Origin of the sequence: Marinobacter alexandrii, assembly GCA_039984955.1 — a bacterium.
GTDB lineage: Bacteria > Bacteroidota > Bacteroidia > Cytophagales > Cyclobacteriaceae > Ekhidna.
Genome location: JBDWTN010000007.1, coordinates 2,963,907 through 2,987,169 on the forward strand (window position 1 = coordinate 2,963,907; position 23,263 = coordinate 2,987,169).

General features: G+C 37.4%; 20 protein-coding genes. 8 read left to right on the forward strand and 12 right to left on the reverse strand.

What is annotated here, in order from left to right; all coding sequences use genetic code 11:
• Window positions 1-2,217: an NADP-dependent isocitrate dehydrogenase gene (locus tag ABJQ32_19480; protein ID MEP5291846.1), complete on the forward strand. Its 2,217-nt coding sequence runs from the start codon at window positions 1-3 to the stop codon at window positions 2,215-2,217.
• A 25-nt stretch (window positions 2,218-2,242) separates the two neighbouring features.
• On the opposite strand, the gene ABJQ32_19485 is transcribed toward ABJQ32_19480, so the two are convergent.
• From ABJQ32_19485 to ABJQ32_19505, 5 genes are all read right to left on the reverse strand, one after another.
• Window positions 2,243-2,659: a hypothetical protein gene (locus tag ABJQ32_19485; GenBank protein ID MEP5291847.1), complete on the reverse strand. Its 417-nt coding sequence runs from the start codon at window positions 2,657-2,659 to the stop codon at window positions 2,243-2,245.
• A gap of 75 nt (window positions 2,660-2,734) precedes the next feature.
• On the reverse strand, window positions 2,735-3,433 hold the full coding sequence (locus tag ABJQ32_19490; protein MEP5291848.1) for a TrkA family potassium uptake protein: 699 nt from the start codon (window positions 3,431-3,433) through the stop codon (window positions 2,735-2,737).
• Between the two features lie 3 nt (window positions 3,434-3,436).
• Window positions 3,437-5,236 (reverse strand): potassium transporter TrkG, encoded by a 1,800-nt coding sequence (locus ABJQ32_19495; GenBank protein MEP5291849.1) that lies wholly within the window; start codon window positions 5,234-5,236, stop codon window positions 3,437-3,439.
• 94 nt (window positions 5,237-5,330) lie between these two features.
• Window positions 5,331-6,356: a DJ-1/PfpI family protein gene (locus ABJQ32_19500; GenBank protein MEP5291850.1), complete on the reverse strand. Its 1,026-nt coding sequence runs from the start codon at window positions 6,354-6,356 to the stop codon at window positions 5,331-5,333.
• 83 nt (window positions 6,357-6,439) lie between these two features.
• Window positions 6,440-7,408, reverse strand: a complete 969-nt coding sequence (locus ABJQ32_19505; GenBank protein MEP5291851.1) for a DJ-1/PfpI family protein — start codon at window positions 7,406-7,408, stop codon at window positions 6,440-6,442.
• A gap of 138 nt (window positions 7,409-7,546) precedes the next feature.
• On the opposite strand from ABJQ32_19505, the gene ABJQ32_19510 reads away from it, so the two are divergent.
• From ABJQ32_19510 to ABJQ32_19520, 3 genes are all read left to right on the forward strand, one after another.
• On the forward strand, window positions 7,547-8,290 hold the full coding sequence (locus ABJQ32_19510; protein ID MEP5291852.1) for a carbonic anhydrase family protein: 744 nt from the start codon (window positions 7,547-7,549) through the stop codon (window positions 8,288-8,290).
• Window positions 8,291-8,393: 103 nt separating this feature from the next.
• Complete coding sequence (locus ABJQ32_19515) at window positions 8,394-8,810, forward strand: hypothetical protein (GenBank protein ID MEP5291853.1); 417 nt, start codon at window positions 8,394-8,396, stop codon at window positions 8,808-8,810.
• A 296-nt stretch (window positions 8,811-9,106) separates the two neighbouring features.
• The gene (locus ABJQ32_19520; protein MEP5291854.1) at window positions 9,107-9,496 is read left to right on the forward strand and encodes a hypothetical protein; all 390 of its coding nucleotides are present in this window, start codon (window positions 9,107-9,109) and stop codon (window positions 9,494-9,496) included.
• A 104-nt stretch (window positions 9,497-9,600) separates the two neighbouring features.
• Here the strand turns inward: ABJQ32_19520 and ABJQ32_19525 are convergent, their stop codons facing one another.
• The 3 genes from ABJQ32_19525 to ABJQ32_19535 all read right to left on the reverse strand — a co-directional run bounded on the left by ABJQ32_19525 (window position 9,601) and on the right by ABJQ32_19535 (window position 11,645).
• On the reverse strand, window positions 9,601-10,551 hold the full coding sequence (locus ABJQ32_19525; protein MEP5291855.1) for an NAD(P)-dependent oxidoreductase: 951 nt from the start codon (window positions 10,549-10,551) through the stop codon (window positions 9,601-9,603).
• A gap of 44 nt (window positions 10,552-10,595) precedes the next feature.
• Window positions 10,596-10,976: a hypothetical protein gene (locus ABJQ32_19530; protein MEP5291856.1), complete on the reverse strand. Its 381-nt coding sequence runs from the start codon at window positions 10,974-10,976 to the stop codon at window positions 10,596-10,598.
• Window positions 10,977-11,060: 84 nt separating this feature from the next.
• Window positions 11,061-11,645 carry a Crp/Fnr family transcriptional regulator gene (locus tag ABJQ32_19535; protein ID MEP5291857.1) on the reverse strand — a complete coding sequence of 195 codons (585 nt, stop codon included), beginning with the start codon at window positions 11,643-11,645 and terminating at the stop codon, window positions 11,061-11,063.
• A gap of 77 nt (window positions 11,646-11,722) precedes the next feature.
• On the opposite strand from ABJQ32_19535, the gene ABJQ32_19540 reads away from it, so the two are divergent.
• Together ABJQ32_19540 and ABJQ32_19545 are read left to right on the forward strand one after the other, a co-directional pair.
• On the forward strand, window positions 11,723-12,835 hold the full coding sequence (locus ABJQ32_19540) for an AraC family transcriptional regulator (protein MEP5291858.1): 1,113 nt from the start codon (window positions 11,723-11,725) through the stop codon (window positions 12,833-12,835).
• Between the two features lie 81 nt (window positions 12,836-12,916).
• A complete protein-coding gene (locus ABJQ32_19545; GenBank protein MEP5291859.1) occupies window positions 12,917-14,107 on the forward strand; it encodes a leucine-rich repeat domain-containing protein in 1,191 nt (396 codons plus the stop codon).
• Window positions 14,108-14,109: 2 nt separating this feature from the next.
• Here the strand turns inward: ABJQ32_19545 and ABJQ32_19550 are convergent, their stop codons facing one another.
• The 4 genes from ABJQ32_19550 to ABJQ32_19565 all read right to left on the reverse strand — a co-directional run bounded on the left by ABJQ32_19550 (window position 14,110) and on the right by ABJQ32_19565 (window position 20,065).
• Window positions 14,110-16,086, reverse strand: coding sequence for a TonB-dependent receptor (locus ABJQ32_19550; GenBank protein MEP5291860.1), 1,977 nt, complete (start codon window positions 16,084-16,086; stop codon window positions 14,110-14,112).
• Between the two features lie 239 nt (window positions 16,087-16,325).
• Window positions 16,326-17,900, reverse strand: coding sequence for a PQQ-dependent sugar dehydrogenase (locus ABJQ32_19555; GenBank protein ID MEP5291861.1), 1,575 nt, complete (start codon window positions 17,898-17,900; stop codon window positions 16,326-16,328).
• A 98-nt stretch (window positions 17,901-17,998) separates the two neighbouring features.
• Complete coding sequence (locus ABJQ32_19560) at window positions 17,999-19,009, reverse strand: helix-turn-helix domain-containing protein (GenBank protein MEP5291862.1); 1,011 nt, start codon at window positions 19,007-19,009, stop codon at window positions 17,999-18,001.
• Between the two features lie 18 nt (window positions 19,010-19,027).
• Window positions 19,028-20,065, reverse strand: a complete 1,038-nt coding sequence (locus tag ABJQ32_19565) for a bestrophin family ion channel (protein ID MEP5291863.1) — start codon at window positions 20,063-20,065, stop codon at window positions 19,028-19,030.
• Between the two features lie 183 nt (window positions 20,066-20,248).
• Between ABJQ32_19565 and ABJQ32_19570 the strand changes: the two genes are divergently transcribed.
• Together ABJQ32_19570 and ABJQ32_19575 are read left to right on the forward strand one after the other, a co-directional pair.
• Window positions 20,249-20,590 carry a PadR family transcriptional regulator gene (locus tag ABJQ32_19570; GenBank protein MEP5291864.1) on the forward strand — a complete coding sequence of 114 codons (342 nt, stop codon included), beginning with the start codon at window positions 20,249-20,251 and terminating at the stop codon, window positions 20,588-20,590.
• Window positions 20,583-23,234: an FtsX-like permease family protein gene (locus ABJQ32_19575; protein ID MEP5291865.1), complete on the forward strand. Its 2,652-nt coding sequence runs from the start codon at window positions 20,583-20,585 to the stop codon at window positions 23,232-23,234. The genes ABJQ32_19570 and ABJQ32_19575 overlap by 8 nt, the downstream gene beginning before the upstream one ends.
• The last annotated feature ends 29 nt before the right edge of the window (window positions 23,235-23,263 follow it).

Here is a 23,263-nt window from a genome sequence, read left to right on the forward strand (position 1 = left end):
ATGGCAAAAATCATTTATACACATACGGATGAGGCGCCTGCCTTAGCAACTAAATCTTTCTTACCAATTGTAAAAGCTTTTACTGGGAAAGCTGGGATTGAAATAGAAACGAGGGATATTTCGCTTGCTGGAAGAATCATAGCTATGTTTCCAGAGTTTCTTGCTGAAGATCAACGAATTGAGGATGCACTTTCTGAGCTGGGAGAAATAGCTAAAACCCCTGAAGCTAACATCATCAAGTTGCCAAATATTAGTGCTTCCATACCTCAGTTAAAGGCAGCTATTAAAGAACTTCAACTGCGAGGTTACGCCCTGCCTGATTATCCAGACGAGCCTAAAGATGATGAGGGAAAAGATATAAAGTCGCGATACGATAGAATTAAAGGAAGTGCTGTTAATCCTGTTCTGCGTGAAGGAAACTCAGATAGAAGAGCTCCTAAAGCAGTCAAGAATTTCGCTAAGAAGTTCCCACATTCAATGGGTAAATGGAGTGCAGATTCTAATTCACATGTTTCTAGCATGAGTGGAGATGATTTTTACGGAAGCGAAAAGTCCACAACAGTTTCTGCTGCAACTGAAGTTAAGATCAAATTTGACGCTGTTGACGGAAGCTCGAAAACTTTGAAAGATAATTTTCCGATTCAAGCAGGTGAAGTAATTGATGCTTCAGTGATGAATATGGAAAAACTGAAGTCTTTCATTGCAAATGAGATTGCAGATGCTAAAGCTAAGAACGTGCTCTTCTCACTTCATATGAAGGCCACCATGATGAAAGTCTCTGATCCAATCATTTTTGGAGCAGCTGTGGAAGTATATTATAAAGATGTATTTGATCAGTACGGAGACCTTTTTGCTGAATTAGGAGTAGATACGACAAATGGTATTGGAGATGTGTATGACAAAATTCAGAGCCTTGAAGAAAACAAGAAAAGAGAAATAGAGAACGCTATCGAAAGAGTTTATGAGACTCGTCCTGCTTTGGCCATGGTTAATTCTGACAAAGGAATTACGAATCTACACGTACCAAGCGATGTTATTATTGATGCATCTATGCCTGCAATGATCAGAACTTCAGGGCAAATGTGGAACAAGGATAATCAAACGCAAGATACCAAGGCGGTAATCCCAGATAGATGCTATTCAGGTGTTTATCAGGCAGTGATTGATGACTGCAAAAAACATGGAGCATATGATCCTACAACTATGGGAAGTGTGCCAAATGTGGGTTTGATGGCTCAGAAGGCGGAAGAATATGGTTCGCATGACAAAACTTTCCAATTTGATAGAGAAGGAACAGTTAGTGTTGTGGATGCGAATGGGAATGTACTTTTAGCACAAGAAGTACACACTGGTGATATTTTCAGAATGTGTCAGGTAAAAGACGCACCTATTCAGGACTGGGTGAAACTTGCAGTAAATAGAGCAAAGGCTACTGGATCTCCTGCAGTATTCTGGCTAGATAAAAATCGAGCTCACGATGCTGAGTTGATACAGAAAGTTGAGTCATATCTTCAAGGTCACGATACTTCAGGTTTAGAGATACATATTATGTCTCCAGTGGAGGCAACACAATTTTCTATTGACAGAATACGAAAAAGCCAAGATACAATCTCTGTGACAGGGAATGTTTTGAGAGATTATTTGACTGATTTATTTCCTATCCTTGAAGTTGGGACAAGTGCAAAAATGCTTTCTATTGTTCCATTGATGAATGGAGGAGGCCTATTTGAAACTGGGGCTGGGGGATCTGCACCCAAGCATGTTCAACAATTTGTGGAAGAAGGCCACCTTCGATGGGATTCATTGGGAGAATTTTTAGCGCTTACAGTATCCTTAGAGCACCTAAGCGAAAAATATGATAATAAGCAGGCCAAAATACTGGCTGATACGCTGGATAATGCAACTTCAAAGCTTTTAGAGGAAAATAAATCCCCATCCAGAAAGGTAAACGAAATCGACAATAGAGGAAGTCATTTTTATCTGGCGATGTATTGGGCAGAGATGTTGGCTAGCCAGAATGATGATGCTGAATTGAAGGCAACTTTTGATTCAATAGCTAAAGAGTTGGCCTCAAATGAAGATAAGATCAACGAAGAGTTGATTGCAGCACAAGGAGCACCAATAAATATTGGAGGTTATTATCAGCCAAGTGAAAAGATGACCACTTCTTCTATGCGAGCAAGTACAAGTTTGAATCAGATTATTGATTCTATTTAGTTAGAATTTTAAAATAATTATAAGCTCATCGACTTAGGTTGATGAGCTTTTTACTTCTTTTTCTTCCTATCGAAAAACTTGATTCGTAACCTCTCAAATCTCCATGCATATCAAATATATAGGTAGTTTGAATTTTTCTTTTGCCTAGCTGTACAGTATTTGAAAGTGAGGTACCAAGTAATAGGTCATTCATCTCTGACACATTTCCTATGGAGCAGGCGGTTAAATTAATCTGTTGGGCAGTAATCCATAACTGGTCATTTTGTTGATTTAAAACGGATCGATTTGGAAGATTTAGTTGCAATGGATATAGATTTCGAGTTGAAAATCGGTCCATTTTTAAATTCAGTGATTGATTTTCAAATGTATTCTGAGGTGTGAATGTCGTCTGAGCATTTAGTATTCCTGCAAAAAGTAAAAAGATTATGGATAAGTACTTCATAGAGGTTAGTTTTTAATAAAAACGGTTAAATGCCTCTTGTTGTTCGCATACAGAAGCCAGTCTATAGCATAATGATCATTCTTCACCAATTTCATCTGTCATTTTTTCTAGATCTTTAATAAGACCGAATAGAACTAAAGTGTCTTTTTCTTGAAATTCTGTATTTCCAGAAATAGGACCAATGACTTTTGGCTGACTAATTTCTTTTCCGATAAGGTTTTTCCTACTTTCAGGACGGATAATTGTGACGAGAGATAAATTCCATTTAGAAACTAGGTCTACCTCACTTACCTTCTTTTCAAGAAACGATGTGGGAACTTTAAATTCAGCAATCTCATATTTTTCATCAAGGAAGTAAGATTTTATTTCTCCTGTGATAGTTAATTTATGCGCAAACTGTTCTGCGTACTCAGCTTCAGGGTTGACAGTTTCTTCAATGTCCATTGCCTCAAAAATTGTTCGATGAATATCAGAAGTAGCCCTTGCCACTATTCTACAAGTGGGGACACGTTTCTTAAATAATGCAGCTGTAGTGATGGCTGCATTAGCATCTTGACCTATTGCAATAACGACTGCTTCTGTATCATCTAATGGCAAATCATTGACAGCAAGCTCACTGGTGCTATCCATTTTTAAGGTATGAGTAAGCTTCTCTTTGTGGGAGTTAATTAAGGATTCATTATGATCAACTCCTATCACATCGTGACCATCTTCAGCAAGTTTTAATGCCAACGTGGATCCGAAATTTCCTAAACCTACTACAATAAATTTCATATGTTAATTGATAAATATTTCTTCTTCTGGATATTCTATTGGAGAATAGTGATATTGATATAACTGATGGACTAATCCAGTTAGGATAGTTAAAAAACCAACACGCCCGATAAACATCGTTAAGATAATTACTACTTTTCCTAAATCACTTAATTGATTGGTGATACCCATACTCAATCCTACAGTGCTAAAAGCGGAAATACTTTCAAAGGCAATTTCCATAATGCCCAGATGCCCATCAAAGGTTAACAAAAGGAAAATGGATATTCCTATGACAATAAGTGATAGAAAAATGATTGCACTTGCACGCTGTAATGCTCCAGTAGATATCCGTTTGTATCCCACGATAATAGCCTTATAGCCAAATATTTGCTTAATAATATTGAGTGTAGAGATAGCAAAAGTAGTGGTCTTGATCCCTCCGCCCGTCGAACCCGGAGAAGCACCTATCCACATTAAAAAAATGACAATCATTATAGTTGAAAGTCCTAGTGATCCGGTATCTACGGTGTTAAATCCAGCAGTTCTTGTGGTGACAGATCCAAAAAAAGCAGTTACTATTTTGCCAATTCCGGAGTGTTCTACTAGTGTGTTATCTTCTTCAAAAAAATAGAAAAATACAAACCCAGTGAGAATTAGAATGATAGTGGTGTTGATTACAATGCGAGCATTCAAGCCAAGATGAGGTCTTAGTTTCTGAGGTTCTTTTTTCCACGAGATCTTGAATATTCTATAGAGCCAATACGCAGTAGTCTTTTTAAGGTAGACATAGGAACTAATGGCAACACCATATCCCAAACCTCCGAATATGATAAGGAAGGCAATTATTGTATGTAAGGGGTAATTGAATCTGAAGCCTTCTTCATGTAAAGAATTCGTTAATGTGGAGAAACCTGCATTACAAAATGCGGATACAGTGTGAAACACACTGAAAAAGATACGATCACCGGTGGATTCAAATGAGTCACCTAGTGAATAGTAAATAGCTATAGCACCAATAGCCTCTACTAAGAATACGAAAAAAATAATCTGAAGAAGTGTTTTGAAAGTGCCATCAAGTGTTTGAGCATTGATCATATTTTTTAGGTTGAGTCGGGATTCAAATGACCCAAAACCTTTAAAAAAGACCGCAAATAATGCGGTGAAACTTAACATACCCAATCCTCCAAGCTGGATCAGGCCTAGGATTACAAATTGTCCTGTGATGGTGAAATCCTTTCCTGTATCAACTACTATCAATCCTGTCACGCATACTGCACTGGTAGCTGTAAAAATAGCATCAATGAAATCTATTCCTTTTTCAGAAGAGTTTGGTACCATCAATAGGAGCGTACCAATACAAATAAGAACCGCAAAACTCAAAGCGAATACTAATGCAGGATGCATAGTTTGTTTTTTCAATCGATAAAGTCTTCCTGAAAAATCAAAAAGTGTTAGAATGAAAATTCCTCCTGCTGTATAGAAGTTTAAACTCGTAGATTCATTTATAACAAAATTCCATGTATTAGAAAGGCTTATAAACGCGAGTATTCCAGTAAGAAAAAGAACAACAAAGTACCCTTTAGGCTTTTGAGATAGATAAGCTTTTTTTGGAAATTGGGCTAATACATTAATAAAGAAGATGATACCAAAAACGACATAAAATAAATCTGTCAGTAAATGAGTTAAATAATCTTCACGATAACCATAATCTAGAATCAATGCTACCATTGAGCTGATTACCATTATGAAAACTAGCTTATCGCTTACTAATTTCGAGTTCTTTAAACCTGATATCTTACTCAGAACCTGATATCTTCTCATTGATCAATTAAGGTTACCGACATTTAGCAATTGTTTGATTGCATGTAGAGTAGGTAACAATACTAATCATAGCAGGTTTAAAATGAATCAATTTTTAATCGATCTTTTGATAAATATCGCCATCGGGAGTTAAACGATAACCCACAACTCGCCCATCTGAGTTTCTTTCGAAGTAAACAGGCTCACTCCCAACATCCGAAAAAATATCTTCTGCTTCATGATAGATAGGGTAGGTCAATCCTTGAACTATTGCGAAGAGTTCATCTTTTTTAGCTTTAAGTACTATTTGAGTCCCGTTTTTGTACTCGTATTCACCTTCGAATGCTTTTAGCTCATTCTCTTTTATAGTAGGCTTGTAAGGGTCATCTTCTGAAAGGATCAATCCATCACCCGGCACCCAGTTATCGTACTCCATGTAGTATGCTGTTCTTTTAGCTGCATTTAATCCTTGGAGTTTTGCCACTAAATGCAATGCACCATCAATCCCAGCAGAGATTCCAGCGGTGGTAATGACACGTCCATTATCTACGTAGCGTACATCTTTCCTTACATCAATTTCAGGATAATTCTCTTCCAGTCCATCCAATGCGCTATGAAACGTTGTGGCTGTTTTTCCATTTAGAATATCTGCTTCTGCTAGTATGAAAGCACCTGTGCATACTGAAAAATGGTACTGAATATTTTTTTGTGAACTCACCCACTTAACTACTTTTTCATCACCTGAAGCAGCATTTGAGTTCCCTCCGAAAAAAGCAAGAATATCTGCTTCGGGTGCATCTTCTATGCTGTAATCTGGTACTATGGTGAGTATGCCCTGTGATTTTATCGGCTTCTTTTCTTTTGAAACAGTAAATACTTTATAGCCAGCATAGGAGAAGACCTCCATAGGACCAGCAAAATCCAATACTTCTACTCCATCCTGGAGGTAAAAAGCAATGGTCTTAGAAAGGTCTTTCCGGACTAAGACCATGTTGCAATGGGAGCAAACCCCTGGTTTATCAAAGTCGAGTTGGTCGCAGGAGTTATTGCAGGGAGGACAGATGTACTCAGTATCAACAGTTACTTGAGCGACAAGTAGGAAGAATGAAAATGTAGCAATAAATGAAAATATCTTTTTCATAGTCTATGTATTTGAGTTTATACAAAACTAGATTTAGAAAGAGATGCTTCAAAGGACATCAAGGCGCAGAATTGGGACAAATTTTAGATGCTTCTTAGCTCGTGAGGAAGAGCCGATCCATACTTTCGAAGCAATGTTCGAAGTTGATTTGTGCTTTGGAGACCACATGAAAGGCTAACAGTATCAACTTTGTTTCCTTCAGATAAAAGCTGAACAGCTCGCTCAACCCTTAGTTTATCGTGGTAATCACCAATGGTAATACCCGTAGTTTTTTTAAATAATCGAGTCAAGTTCCTGGAGCTCATATTCACCGTATCGGCTATTTTATCGATGGTGATTTTTTGATTCAAATGTTGAGCTAGCATATCTTGTGCTTCATGAACACGCTGATCTAAGTGATTTCGATACTGAAGGAAAACACTCAGTTGTGGATCTGCTTCTGTCCTTCTTAAGTAGACGACCACTTCTTTCGCAATATCTGTGGCGAATACTGGGCCGAACTTTTCTTCAAGAAGAAATAGAGCTAGGTCAATTCCTGAGGATACACCGGCGCTTGTGTAAATGTTACGGTCTTCTACAAAGAGGCGATCAGATAATAGGCCTACTTTAGGGAATTTCTGTTTAAAATCTTTAAGATACTTCCAGTGTGTAGTACATTTTTTATCATCTAAAAGACCTGCTTGAGCAAGTAAGTATGCTCCTGTACATACTGAGCAAACTTTTGCACCATTTTTATATTGATCTTTTAACCAAGCGAAAAAACCTGCATTTTTTTGTTCAAAGCTTTCATCATGTATTAGGTGTGATTCTAGTCCTGGGACGAAAATTATGTCGTTTTCTTCTAGTTTGAATTCGTTGAACCTGCTAAGCTGACTTAAATGTAAGCCCGCACTCGACAGCTCTTCACTTTTATCTAAAGTGATATAAAAAGATTCGATGGGCGCACCGTAGCTTTTCGCCTCATAGAAAATATGAGCTGGCCCACTTATATCAAGTAATTGAACTTGAGGTGGGACCACAAAAAAGGCTCTGCAGTTCAAATTAGACAGCATAAACCAAATGTATTAATATCATAATTAGCAATAGAAATTTATTGATTTAAATAATTCTTAAACATTTTAATTATACTATCGTTTATAATAGTATTACTTCTATTTATAATATTATTACTTTAATCAAATCAATTTATTATGAAATTTAAATCAATTTTAGTGGGAATCATGGTCATAGCAATCATGTCGGCTTGCACTAGTCAAAAAGAAGAATCGGCTGAAAAAATAGATTCACAAATAAGTATTGAACCTTTGGTAGAGGATGTACTATCTCAGGAAGAATTGGCAAAACTTACTCCTGAGGATGTAATCAATAGCTTAATGGAAGGTAATAAGCGCTTTGTCAACAACGACCTAACGGCGCGTGATCATACGAAGCAGGTAAGGCAGAGTACATTTGGACAATACCCGAAAGCGGTTATCCTATCATGTTTAGATAGTAGAATACCAGTTGAAGATGTTTTTGATAAGGGAATAGGAGACGTATTCGTAGGTAGGGTAGCTGGAAATTTTGTCAATACAGATTTACTTGGAAGCATGGAGTTTGGATGTAAAGTGGTTGGTTCAAAAATTATTATGGTCTTAGGACATGAAAGCTGTGGTGCAATAAAAGCAACTATTGATAAGGTAGAACTTGGGAACATTACGAGTATGCTGAAGAACATAAATCCAGCTGTGGACATGTCTCAATCCTATACCGGACAAAAAAGCTCTGTCAATCCTGAGTATGTATCATTAGTATCTGAAAATAATGTGAAAAATACCATTGAGGTGATACGCCAAAATAGTGAGATCCTAAAAGAGATGGAACGCAAAGGCGAAATAAAAATAGTAGGTGCTATTTATGATATGAATTCGGGTATTGTGAGGGTAGTGAATTAATACATATCGGATAAAACATTAACCATTCCATAAGTATCATTTGGAATGGTTGGTTTTTTGCAAACCCAATGAATTTGATAAAAGGTCGATAAAAAAACGCAGCTTGGATTATCAATTGATAAATTACATCCTTAACCTGATCCAAGACATGCATGATCGATTGAATTTTTTCAATCACGCTGGACATAAAATAATGTGGTGTGATTATAGTAAATCTGGTGAAGAACAGATGATTAAATTGCTTGAAGAAGCTGTAGTATATGGAAAGACAGCTGGCGATCATTTAAACATTCTAGCAGATTTTAAGAGCACACCAAAATGCCCAGAGTTTAATAAAAAACTCAAGGCCTACGGAAAATCTTATCACCAGTCAGGAATTGAAGTGAAAGCTGCTATTCTTGGAATCGACAGCCCTCTTAAAAGAGTTGTTGTCAATGCCACAATGGCAATCACTCGGATTAAAAATGTAAGACTATTTGATAGTAAGGAGGATGCATTAAAGTGGCTTGTCGAAAGCTAGTCCTTCAGGTTGTTGATAATAATTGCAATTCTTACTTCTAAGTCTTTATTTACCCTCTTTTAATGCAGTCCAACTACTAATACGTGTATATACCGATTGAAATGCAAAATCAATTATGCATTTTACTTAGCTACTTATAAGTGTTAAAGAATTTAATTCCGTTTTAAGCTTTTGACTAATATTTTATTTCGAAAATTATGAGCTGATGATCGATGTATTAGGCCGCTCAATCGATAATAATTTATACTTTAAAGTCTCTTGATTTCATTTGCTGATACACAAAACTGAAAATAGCAATGAAGTTTCCAATCATATACATAATCCTTTTAATGTTTATTCCCTTTTCGGCAATCTCTTCTACAGAAAAACTTACAGAGGAATATTCTCAAGCAATAACCAAACTTGAGGAAGCAGTTGATCAAAGAAATTTTAGTGAAGCTAAAAACGTGTTACTCGAATTAATGCCTATAATGAAGGCTGAGCTAAAATCTTCGAAGAAGGAATTAGCAGCTATGAAATCGGAACTCGAAGAGTCGGAGCTGGAAATGTTAAAAAATATAAACGATCGCAAAAAGGAGATATATGATCGTCTTCAGCGGTTGATCAATGTTTCTTCAGCTGCCCTAAGGGGTAGATCAGCAGACATGATTAAACTTGTTGAAGAATTCGGAAAACTTACCAGCTAAAATCCTTATTAGGATTGGTTGTGGTTATTGATGACAATGAGTTTTTATTCCAACTGCTACAAGAAAAAAGTTTGAGGTGAGAACTATTCTTCCCACCCCAAAATTCACTTTCCTAAGGATTTGTAAATAGCAGCCATATCCTCTCTGCCCATTCCTTTATTTATTGCCTCTTGATAGAGTTCTTTAGCAGCATCTGCAAAAGAAAGAGTGTATCCATTTTCATTTGCCGAAACTGAAGCTAAATGAAGATCTTTATGAAGCAATTCCAGCGGAAACTGAGGATCATATTTTTCTTCTTTGATTAACCCAGCTTTGAGTTGAGTAAAAGGTGCAGCTACTGGTAATCCAGGTAAGGTATTAAGCAAAAACTCTTTTTCGAGTCCCATAGATTCACCTAGTCTAAGGGCTTCAGCAAATGCCATCATACTTGTACCTAACATCATATTCACTACGAGCTTAAAAGAGGCCCCTTTTCCAATATCTCCAAGATGTAGTGTTTTCTTACCCATGATCTCAATAAGATGGCTGACTTTTTCTAAGTCCATTTTATTCCCACCAACAAAGAATACTAGTTCAGCAGCTTCTGCTTGAGGCAAAGATCCTGCTACAGGTGCTTCTAGATAATTGATGCCTGCCTCTTTTGCCTTTTGTTCTGCTTCTTTGGTAAATGATGGGTTTACAGTAGAGCAATCCACCCAAAGTGAATCTTGTTTCATGGTGCTTACTCCGTCATTGAACATGACTTTCGACACTACTTCTGGACGGGATAACATGGTGAATACTATATCTGCATCTCGTAGTGCCTGATCGAGAGTTTCAGCTTCCTTAGCTCCCTTTTCTATGAGTTTTTTACGAGGATCCGTTGATCGATTATAAACTGTAAGTTCGATTCCGGCATTTAGAAGATTGATTGCCATTCGGCTGCCCATAATGCCTAGTCCAACAAATGATATTTTCATGTTTGTTATCTGTTTTTTTGATGGTAACATGCGGTTCCCCGCCGGGAAATTCGCAATAAACTTAGCGATTCGTCGCTGTGATCGGTCATAGTTCAGGCCTGATAGCTATCGAATTTAAGGAGGCTAAGTTCATGCTCATTTCATGCGATTAGATTTTTTGTTTTGTCCCTAAAAGAAATAAACACACCAATGAATAAAATAGTTGGTGCTAACCAGATTCCATTTCCCGGCATATCGTGAGCAAAGTGGAAGACAACAATATTGAACATAACAGGGAGTAATAGAAGCATGCCAGCAAAGGCAACTTTTGGAATGAACAACATGATTCCTCCTGCTATTTCAGCGAGTGCTACTGCCTTAAATAGATAGCTGGAGAACATCGCTCCGAGAAACATTTGAGCAGTTTGATCTGAAGGTGGTTCAACTGGAATGAAGCCTAAGAATTTATTCAAACCGAAAATGATCATTAAAGTGCCTAATAGAATTTTGGCTCCATTAAGAATGATTGTTTTTGTATCCATGATTTTTTATTTGTTCGGATACAAAATTCAGACGTTGAAATAGGAAAGAAAATGAACTAGTACAAGAAAAGTTCTTGAACTAGATTAAGAATTTGAGGTTAATTTTTTTCGAATTTTACTAAGGAACTCAGGAGTCATTCCAAGGTAAGAAGCTAAAATGTATTGAGGTACTCTTTGAATTATCTGTGGATACATCTCAGTATATTCCAAGTATCGTTCCTCTGCAGTTTTGCCTAGATTAGATAAAGCTCGCCTTTGAGAAAAAGCAAAAGCTTTTTGAGCAACCAATCGAAAGAATCGTTCAAAACTTGGGTATTCAGTGCAAATCTTCTCTACGTTTTCATACCTGATTTGCTGAATAGTAGTGTCTTCCAATGCTTCTACATAGAGCGATGCTGATGTCTGATTTGTGTAACTGTAGAAGTCACTGATCCACCAATCATCAATAGCTATGGCTATTGTATGTTCATTACCATCTGGCGTGATAAAGTAGGATCTCATAGCTCCTTGAACAATATGGGATTGATGCTTGCAAACAAACCCAGGTTGAACAATAAACGATTTGCGTTTTACCACTCGTTCTTCTACAATGGATGAGAAAGCTTCTTTTTCACTAGTATTCAATGATACTACTCTATCAATGTGTTGAACAATTGCAAGTGTTGTCACTTTGGAAAATTAAATGAAATTTCACACTCTAAGATCGGATAAATCTCTCATCCAATTTGACTCGTTAAATTAGCAACATGCATTTCACGGCTATTGGAATTGTCTTAATTATTGGGATTCTTCAGGGGATCGTCAACGTTATTTTAGTTCAATCATCATCTGTTAGAAAGCAAAAACAAAATCAGATACTATCACTGATTCTATTATGCTTGAGTCTTACATTATTACCAACCCTTTTTGGACAATTGGGCTTGGTTAGTAGATATCCATTCCTATACTTTGTTCCATTAGATTTTTCATTGTTCTTATTTCCTATTCTTTTTTTCTACTTCCAAGCCATTTTTAATCAGAGGATCTCAAAAAGAATTTTTGCTTATCATTTTATAGTCCCTGGCTTATTTTGGGGGTATTTTTTTATTGTTTGGCTATCTACTATCGGAGAATCTGATAAGTCTTCAGTAGTAAATCAACTTCTTTACTTCCAGGTTCAAACTGTTGCTCAAACCGTTTGGATTGGAATGGTTCTGTTTTATTCTTACTGGAGTCTGAAAATTTTGAAACTTGGAAAAACTAAACGCCTTTCCAAATCTCAAACTGGATTTATTCCTTGGTTAAGATTTCTGGTTTCTTTGTTGATTGTGTCCAGCATATTGGAAATGGCTGCACTAGCGGTTGGAAAGTACTACGATTATTGGCAAGGTAGTCCTATTGACCTATGGTTGGGGATTTCTTTTATGATGCTAGTGAAAATGATTTATGCTACGATTATTTACATTATAGCATTGCTCGGATTTTCTAAATATCGAACCCTATCATACTCTATTCCTAATATTTCATCGATAGAAGTAGATTCATATCTTGAGAGAATATTGCGAGCTATGGAAACGGATAAAAAATACCTTAATCCGGATCTGAAACTCGATGATCTGGCATCTATGCTTGAAACTTCACAAGTATATGTGTCTTCGCTTCTAAATAAGGAACTCAACCTTTCCTTTAATGATTTTGTCAATCGATACCGAGTAGAAGAGGTCAAAGCAAAACTTGAAACTGAAGCGTTGGATAAGTATACATTACTGTCACTTGCAAAAGATTCCGGATTTAAATCAAAGACTACTTTTTACCGTGCTTTTCAAAAGTTTACGAATCAATCTCCCACGGACTATATTCAGAATCTAAGCAAGAGTTAAAATTTGGTTCCAAATTATTATTTGGCCCAAAGCTTTTCAAAAATTGAGGTAATTCGACATACCAAACATTGATTTTTGAGTATGAAAAAACTCATAATCATTTTCGCTGCTTTTGTATTTCAAGGATCTATTGCGCAGCAAAAACCTAAAATAGAATTTCCAGATTTTTACTTGGAACAAGCTCTAAGAAATATCCTCGATATTCCAACTAGAGATATCACAAAAAAAGATCTGGAAGATATTACACGCCTGGTAGTCTATGCAAAGAATGTTAGCAATTTAAAAGGACTTGAATATGCTGTTAACCTTACTTCTATCAACCTAGGCAATAATAAGATTTCAGACTTATCACCTTTAAGTGGTTTGGTAAAATTAGAATCACTAAGTATAAATGGAAATCAGATAAGTGATGTAAGTCCACTATCCAAGTTGGTAAATCTGAAGAATCTAGCGATGGACAGAAATCAGATAGCTGATATATCAGCTCTAAATAAGTTGACGAAGCTCAAGGGAGTAACATTTAATTTCAATCAAATTCAAAAAATAGATGTAATTGAAAACTGGAACCGTTTGACCCATTTCAATATGGGTTTCAATCAATTAGATGATTTGACACCTTTCAAGAAATTGGATTCATTATTTGGAATCTGGATACCGGAGAATAAGGTAGCTGATATCAGTGTATTATATCACTTAAAGGATTTAGAAGTTTTGATTTTAGAGAAAAATCCAGTTAAAAGTATCAAAGGAATAGAGTCTCTAAACAAACTTGTTCAGTTGAACCTTAGCGCCATAGAGGCTTCCAGCTTTACTTCTCTATCATCTCTTTCAAATGTAGGTGTGCTATGCATAGCAGATAACGAAATAGTAAATATTGATTTCCTGAAAGGCATGAAGTCTGTAGAATGGCTGGATTTGAGAAGCAATAGCATTGAGAAAATAACAGCTCTTGAAAAGCTTACTAAAATGGAAAAGCTGTTTTTAGATGGAAATAAAATAGAAAAGATCAATGCTATCAGTAAAATGGAAGACCTGTATTGGATTATGTTATCTGATAATCAGATAGAAAATTTTAATCCATTGTTGAATTTGCCACAACTCAATGAGATCATGCTTGCAAATGCCGGTGCTAAAAGAGTCAACTCTCAAATTATTGATAAACTGAAGGATAAAGGAGTTTCGGTAAACGAGAAAGCAATAGAAATCAATTCAGTTTATCAAACTGCACCAGACTGGCAAAGCAGGTATTACTCTGAGAAGGATGATGCTTAAATTCAGTTTACCAATTTAATGATCAATCCAGCATAAAAATTCCTTTCAGGAGCTGGCTCATAGTAGCGCCCGCCAAAGGCATTGATGCGTACATTGTCAAAATAGGTTTGATTGGTCAGGTTTCTAATTCCAAAGTAAGGTTCTATTCTGAGACCATTGATGCTTGTTTTGTAGCGTATAGAGAAAGAGACTTCTAAGTAATCCTCGATGGTGACTTCATTTTGATTATCAGCCTGAATGCGTCCAACATACCCAAGCGGTACGGTGATCTCTAAAGATTCTGCCGGTGTTGAAGTCAGAGAAAGCGTGATGTTATTTTTTGGTATGCCGGGTAGTGTGAATCCTTCCAGGTCTGTCCCGTTTGAGTCGAATGATTGATATGTGAAATCAGAAAGAGTATAAGTGGCATTAACCCTCCATAGGTTTGATGAATAGTTCATGGAGAATTCAATTCCTTTTCGGATCGTGCTTCCTGCATTTCTAAAGAAGGTTCTTTCAGGAAATTCTTCTAGTTCATAGGGGATCAGTTCGTTTTCGGTTTGCGTGATGAATGTAATGAACTCTCCTTTGATTTTATTTCTTCTCCATTTCAATCCTGATTCTATGGTTGAGGCTGTTGCTGCTTCGAGTGATTCAAAACCACCTGAATTATCAGGTCTATTGCTCAATTGATTTAATGTAGGTGTTTCGAAATTGTTGGAGTAATTAGCGAAGAGCTGGAGGGATGAGGATAGAACTCTTCCAACACCGAAATGATAGCTCCAATTATTGATATCGATCTCGCCAGAATCATCTCCATTGCTTTGAAAAAAATCATCAGCCTTGAGACGATTGAAGTCATGTCGTAACCCAGCAGAAAAATACCATTGATCTAGTTCTAAATAATCAAGCATGTATACGCCAAAGTTTAGAAAAGATTCTTTTTGATCTAATGCAAGATCACCTTTTTGCCCTTCCAGATTGTTAAATCTTGATCGTTCATCTTGCTGAGAAAGTAAGTCGTATCCAATTTTTAATGAATGATTTTTGAGCTTGAGATCTAAGTTGTTCCCTACTCCAAAATAATTTCGTTTTAATTCAATGATGCCGGAGTTTTCGAAAGGAAGTTTGCCATCAAATGTTCGACGATTGAAAAAGGCATAACTATTCAACTCTTTATTTGAAGACCACTTCCAATTTACACTTGCTCCCGTTTTCCATTGAGTAATGGACTCACCTGCATTGAATGTTAAATTTCGATCTCTGGCTTGACGAGTATCTGCCTCAGCTTCTTCCAGCGTCAGCCCACCCGCATCTTGAGCTTTTGGGCTATTGACAAACTCAGCCAACATAACGGCACTCACCTTGTCACTTACCTTATGTTTAACTGCAAAACGTCCGTTGATTTGCTTGAATTGACTGTTGTTTCGATAGCCATCACTTCCAAATATTCGCAAATGAGACATATAGACTGTGCTACCCTTTGTAATTCCACCTGTAATGGATTGCGAATAAAAACCATAAGATCCGAACAGAGAGTTAGACCGTAAGAAGTTTTGGTCAAAGTCAAAATCTGATTTTACGATAATAGCACCTCCGGAAGCATTACCGTAGAGACTACCCGCAGTTCCTCGAATGACCTCTATTCGTTTTATGAGGTCTAGATTTAGGTTGTCCAGTTGACCGGTACCATCAGGAGTGGTCTCTGGAATACCATCGACAATCAATTTTATGCCTCTAACTCCGAAAGCGGCTGTAGCTCCAAATCCGCGAATAGAGATTCGAGCATCTTGGGCAAAATTGTAAGCATTTTGAATATACACTCCGGGAACTTGCTGCAGGTACTCTTTTATCGAGAGGTTTTGATTAGATACATTAATTAATAAGCTATCAAGTACAGTGATTGACATGGGAAGCTCGGCTGAATTAGGTGGTAAGCGAGGTGCCGAGACAGTCACTTCTTTGAGCTGATAGTTTGGATAATAAACTGTATCCTGCACCTGAGATTTCGATAGAAATGAACAAGTGCAACATAAGCTGATTAAGACAGGTTTTATGTGGTTGTTGAATAATCTAATACGATGCATACGAAGAAAAAAGATAAGGTTATTTTGTTGCGATCACTTATAAAACCCTGAAAATTGCCGGATTCATTCCGGCATCTTCCAGTTATGGAAGTTCCCGGCACAAGACCGGGAATAACTTTGCTTATAATTCGAAGCAACCTGACAAATAAAGTCTAATTACGATTCCCGTTTACCAATTTTATCAACTTACCATTTTCTTCGTCAGTTAGCAGATAAATTTGGCCTCTTGGTGAAACCGCTACTTTTCTAAGCCTAACTCTGTCATTGATCAAAAGCTCTTCAGCACTGATTATTTGCTCATCTTTGATAACCATACGCCAAAGACTTCCTTTACTTAGTCCCGGTACTAGTAAATTTCCTTTCCAAAGTGGAAACTCTTCTCCATCGTAATAGGCTAGCCCAGTGGGGGCAATAGTTTTATCCCATGTATATACAGGATCAGTAAATTCAATATCATCTGGGACCGAAGGTTGGTAATTAGCGGACCTGTACTTTCCTGAAGTGACATATGGCCATCCGTAGTTAGCACCTTCTTCCAAAATATTCAGTTCATCCCCTTGTATTGTTCCATGTTCGCTAAACCATATGGTTTGCGTTTCCGGATCTATGGCTAAGCCTTGAGAAGCTCGAATTCCAGTTGCATATAGTCCTTTTATAGCTTCAGAGCCAAAATCAGGATTGTCTTTTGGAATACTTCCGTCCCGGTTGATTCGAATGACTTTACCTCTTTTGTCGGAAATGTCCTGCGCTAGCGGTGTTTCAGGGTTTAAGTATTCTTGAAAGTTTCGTTCTCCTATGGTGATATATAGTTTTTCATCAGGACCGAAAATCATTCCACCCCCATAATGAAACAATCCGTGAGAATATGGGGCTGCCTCGAAAAGTGTTTCAACTTTGGAAAGCTTATCTCCATTCAGAATGCCTCTGATAATCTTAGTTGTACTTTCTCGCTTCTTGTTTTCAGCTGCATAAGAAAGATATATGTATGAGTTCTCTTTAAAATTAGGATCAAGCAAGACTTGAAACCATCCGGCATTGAAGCTAAGTGTTTTGCCATGTACACTTCGTGGAAATACACCTTTTTGAAATTTCGTGGAGTCTATTAAAACTGCACGTGCTACATCTTCTGGCAACCCCTCTATAGCTTGCCTTTGGCCAGATGTGAGGTCGACCTTAACTAGTTCTCCGTCTTTCTCTGTGATAAGGACCTCTGTTTCAGAAATGAACTCCATGCTCCACGGCCGTTTTAGGCCTTCCAGAACAACTTCTTTTTGAGGTATAGGCACCATCTCTTCAGGTAGCTTTGGAATAGGCTCTGCTGAGGTGCATTTAGCCACAATCTTCCATCCGTCAGGAAATTTTTTGAGAAGAAGTAAATCGTTGTATCGATAGCCATTGGAGGGAAACAATACTTCCACCCGGGCATAGGCTACATTCAAAACTTGCTCGATGCTGATGATTTTACTAGGTCTATTATTTATTGTGCCCGGAGCTTTTCTGCCATACCAAGAAGCATACTCTTCCACGCTTACTTCCCAAGCCGGGTTGGATGGAGAATGGAGAAACATTTTCGTTCCAGGATTAAAAGCAGATAAAATGGTGTCCGGGTAATTATAAACTGTACCCGTGATAAATTTTTGCACAGTAGCTCTGATATTATCATGATCAGACTGGCCCAAAAGATTAAAGCCATATAATATTGAACAGATGATGAGTACTTTTTTCATATTCGTTGATTTTATGAATTCAAGAATACGAGAAAAAAACACTGTTGAACGTGAAATTGAATGTTAAGGAGTCTGATCTGGACGATCCGTACTTTTTTCTACTCAAACCGCTTTTTATAAGCTGCAGGAGTGGAGCCTACTATTTTTTTGAAGGACTCAAAGAAGACGGACTTTGATTTGAAGCCAGCTTCATAGCCAATGCCTTCAAGACTCAATTCGGATCTGGAGGTGATAAGAGCTTTAGCTTCATTGATGCGTAGCTCCTTTATATAGTTTAAGTACCCATGCTCATATACTTCATTCAATACTTGTGAAACTTCGTGCCGTGTAAGGTTAGTGCCATTTGCTATGTCTTCAAGCTTTAACTCTTGATTAGTATAGAGTTTCTCTTTTTTCATGAACTCATTGATTCGATTTAGCATCTGATCACCACCAAAGAGCTTTTTAGCAATAGGCTTTGGTGCGATAGATTTTCCTTTGGAGAATGCACGGAATGCCAATACATAGAACAGAATAGAAAAAATGAATGCCCCCCAGAGATAGGTAAATCCTATGTAAAGTGCTAGCTGATAAGTGAGTGTAATGAATACTACACCTACTAAGATCATCATTAAGTATTGTTGCTCTCCCTTCATTTTCCAAAAAGAGAACATTCTATGTCCAAGTAACTTATAGGCTTGAATAGCTCCAAGGATCGTAAACAGCCCCCAGATCAAATATATTCCTTGAACAATTTCGGGATTCCAGTGCTGAGGGTAAACCCGATAAGGATAAATCAAACCAATAATGGAAATACTTATCAGTAGTGAGAGCAATAATTGAGCATCTCTTTTCTTGAAACTCTTTTGTCGATGTTGGAGTGACTTAATGTATAGATAAAAGAAAGGCCCAATAAAAACGCAACCAGATAGACCTATCTGCAATACAATTCGATCAGTCTCTGGGAAAAAGTAATACAGTACTGATTTGCCGATACGTATGCAAAGTGTAAGGATGAGGCCTGCGAAGTAGACATCAGAAACCTTTCGATCTTTTTTAAAAAGAAGGTAGACTCCAACGAAAACTCCGTTCACAACACCTAGGCTTGCAAAAAGAAAGAGAAAGTTCATATTTATCCTTTGAGTCAATCACATCAAAATTCCATTCTTCTCCTCAATAGCCAGAGGTAAATCCGTTTCCCCGAGCATTTCACGTAAATCAATTTCAATGGTTCTACAAAGTGAAAGCATCGGGATGTCATTCCCCATTCCCTGAAACGGATTTTCCGTGTAATCTCCCACTAGCTCCATCATCATGAATACCCAACACACAAGGATGGTGAATGGAATGGAAAGCCCCAGTCCCCAGTCGCCCATTTTTATAAACTCGGATGCCATTCCGAAAGGGAGTAAGAAAATGAATATTTTTATGAATATGTTGCTGACGCTAGCATATTGACGCGGCAAGGGAAACTTTTTGATTCGCTCAGCTTTCCCTTGGTGCTCGTAAAAATCTTTCAAAAGAGCTTGTAGTTCCATATGTCGGAAATCCTCAATCAAGTCTTTTTTTCTTAATTTTTTAAGTTCTTCAGATTGTTGATCAATGATTTGAGTAGCAGTATTCTTATAGTTTATGAGTCGTTCATATTCTTCTTCCGGTAGGAATTGTTTCAATTCATTTTTTGTCACATCATCGTCAATTAGTCCAATCCCAAATTTATTTTGATACATTTCAGCACGCTTGCCAGTTTTCCCACTTTGGTTAGCATGTTCCCAAGTGGTAGTTATCAGCAATTGACTCCTTAGTGCATATAGCCATCCAATGTGACGGTAGATGAGCTTTTTCTTGGTCTCTGTTAATTCTTCTTCTGAGACTGGTTGCTCGACAAATTGGTCTGTAACAAAAGCCCTAACATAGATGCCCCATGATCGACTGCTATTTACAATAGCACCCCAGATTTTTCTAGCTTCCCACATTCTGTCATATGCACTGTTATTTTTGAAACCAACATAGAAGGCTACAGCAGTACCAATTAAAGAAATGGGTAACCATGGAATGGTGAGCCATTGAAGGTCAGCATATTTATAGAGAAGTGCAACACTAATTACCCAAATCGACAACCAAATGATATGTCTTCCTGTGAACTGCCAAACGTTCTTAAGTGTGAAGTTTTTGTAAATGAACATGTCTCAAATTTAGATGACTAAATCTATCTATTTATTCATAAATCAAATGGAAGAAAATGAATCAGAGCTTTTGAGTAGAATGTTGATTTGCAATAATTTTTTCTAAAAATGATTATTAGTTACTAAATACCAGAACATATATTTTCTTTTATCGTATATTAGTTCTGAAATCTAGGAACTAATATGATAGAAACGAAACTTGGTGAGTTTGAGGAGGTGATCTTACTCATCGTTGGAATATTGAAAAGTGAGGCCTACGCCTACCGAATCACAGAAGAATTCAAAGCACAATCAGGAAGGAAATCTTCGATTGGGTCGGTGCACTCCACTCTGGAAAGGTTGGTTGAAAAAAAATTTCTTTCTTCAGAAATGGGGCAACCTACGACAGAAAGAGGGGGAAGGCGTAAAAGAATTTATTCCATTACAGCTGAAGGCCAAAAGGCTTTGCAAACTTCTCGCGACTTCAGAATATCACTGTGGAATCAACTACCCAATCTTTCATTAGATCAATTAAGTTTTGAATAAGAGAATGCACAATCCACCCAAGCTTGCTGAAAAGCTTCTAAGGAGGCTGATAAGGTCCAGTTTCCGAGAAGAAGTCCTAGGTGATTTAAAAGAAGATTTCTTTAGAGTAATTGATGAAAAATCACTTTGGGCAGCTCGATGTACCTATTGGTATCAAGTATTCAATTACATAAGACCTTTTGCACTGAACAAACCAATGAAATTAAATCAACTAACAATGCTTAGACATTACATCAAAATATCTTGGAGGACAATTGTAAGAAATAAAGCATTTTCAGCAATAGAAATCGGTGGGTTTGCTGTTGGTATATCTGCATGCATTTTGATCTTTCTCTATGTCAACGATCAGACAGGATATGATAAGCATTATGAAAACAAGGATAGAGTTTATCGCTTAGTCAATCAATGGTCTGAGGAAGGTGAGGTTGGACGCTGGAGTAATGTTCACGGCCCTCTAAAAGAGGTGCTGGAGGATAATATTCCTGAAATGGAACTGGTGGCGCGAACGGTCTTTTGGAGTTGGGGAGATGCCGGAGCGAATAATATTCGAAAATCAGAAGCTCCATACAATCATTACGAGGAAGGGTTCTTTTATGCAGATCCAGAGTTGCTAGATATTCTGGAGATACCGATGGTTTATGGAAGAAGTAAAACGGCACTTTCAGAACCCAACAGTATGGTTATCTCAAGGACTAAAGCTGAACTATACTATCCTAACGAAGATCCTACAGGACGTTTGATGGTGCTAAATGACAATCTGGAGAGCACTTATGTAATTGGTGGTGTGATGGAAGATTTCCCATCAAATTCACACCTTCAAGGAGATTTTATTCTCACACTTGAAGACAGGAAGAGTGGCCCTGGAACAAGTGGGTGGTGCTGTACGAACTATAATATGTATGCAAGACTTCTTGCCAATACGAATAAGGAGGAAGTAGAAGACAAAACAGCAGTACTCAGGAATACCTATGTGTTAGATCAGCTCAAGGAACGAGGTGATTCAGGGATAGAAGAAATGGCTAAATATCAATCGTACTATCTGCAGTCTGTAGAAGATATTTACCTCAATCCTGAAGAGGTATGGGATGACTTGTCTCATGGCTCACAAGAATTAGTATGGATTTTTGGTTTTATAGCTGGCATCATTTTGCTTCTTGCATGTATAAACTTTGTAAATCTTGCTACTGCTAAATCTATTAAACGAGCCAAAGAAATTGGACTGAGAAAAGTTGTAGGATCCTTTCAGTCAAACTTAATTTATCAATACCTCGCTGAGTCGTGTGTTTATTGCCTGATGGCAATTATCGTAGGCTTAGGATTATCTTGGATAGCCTTACCCTTCTTCAATGAGCTCGCTGGCACTTCTATAGGTATGCCATGGCTGAGTAGTTGGTTTATTCCTCTCTTACTTCTAACAGCATTGGTGATTGGGCTATTATCCGGCATTTATCCAGCATTCTATCTCTCAAGATTCAAACCGGTGGAAGTTTTAAAAGGTCAGGCTGTAAAAGGAAGTAAAGCTTCTTTTTTTCGCAATGCGATGGTTGTTTTCCAATTTACTGCTACCGTAATCCTGATAGTTGGTGCGCTCGTCACTCGTCAACAATTTCAGCTAATTATGAACAAATCCCTTGGATACAATAAAGACCAGGTGATTAATATCATGGGACTAGAGTCAATGAATGAAAGTGAAATAGCTTCTTTTAAGCAAGAACTCCAAAGACTTTCGGTAGTTGAAAAAGCGACCTTATCAGATTATTTACCAGTTGAGGGAGGAGCTATTCAGAATCGTGGATACTGGATTGAAAGTCGTAGGCAACTAGATAATGGACTGGAAGCAGCGAGATGGGTTGTAGATGAGGATTACATCCATACAATGGAGATGGAAATAATTCAAGGCAGAGGCTTTCTTCAAGGTACAGTAGATGATGAATCCATCATCATAAATGAACGGATGGCCGAACTACTAGGATTGAAAGAGCCATTAGGGAAGGTTATCATAGATATGTTTGATGAAACATATACGGTTGTTGGAGTCGTTAAAAATTTCCATTTTCAATCAATTTTAGATTTCATTGAGCCTTTAGTCATGGTGAAAGGAAGGGGCATCTCGACTCTTTCAGTAAAAATAAACTCAGAAGATGCGATGGCAGCAATGGAAGAAATTACCACGATTTGGGAGAGCTTCAATGCGCACCAAGCACTTCGTTTTTCTTTTATGGATCAACGATTTGAAAGAATGTACGATGGCTTGAATCGAGCAAAAACCATTTTCATCATATTCGCCGCATTGTCAATTTTAGTTGCTTGCTTAGGACTCTTTGCACTATCAATTTATATGATTGATCAGAGAGGCAAAGAAATGAGCGTACGTAAAGTTCTAGGTGCTAGCATAGGGAGAGTTTTTGCAATGCTGACTTTTGACTTTCTGAAGCTTGTACTGATTTCAATTATGATCGCGATTCCAATTGCTTGGTATTTGATGGATCTTTTTCTTGAAGATATGGTACACAGAGTGGAACTGTCATGGATCATTTTTGCAATATCCGGTGCAATAGCTATCGCCATTGCTTTTGGTACGATCAGCTTTGAATCAATAAAAGCTGCGCTGGCCAACCCCATTAAAAAGTTGAGGTCAGAGTAGTTAATGTGAGTCACCTTAATGGATTCTTT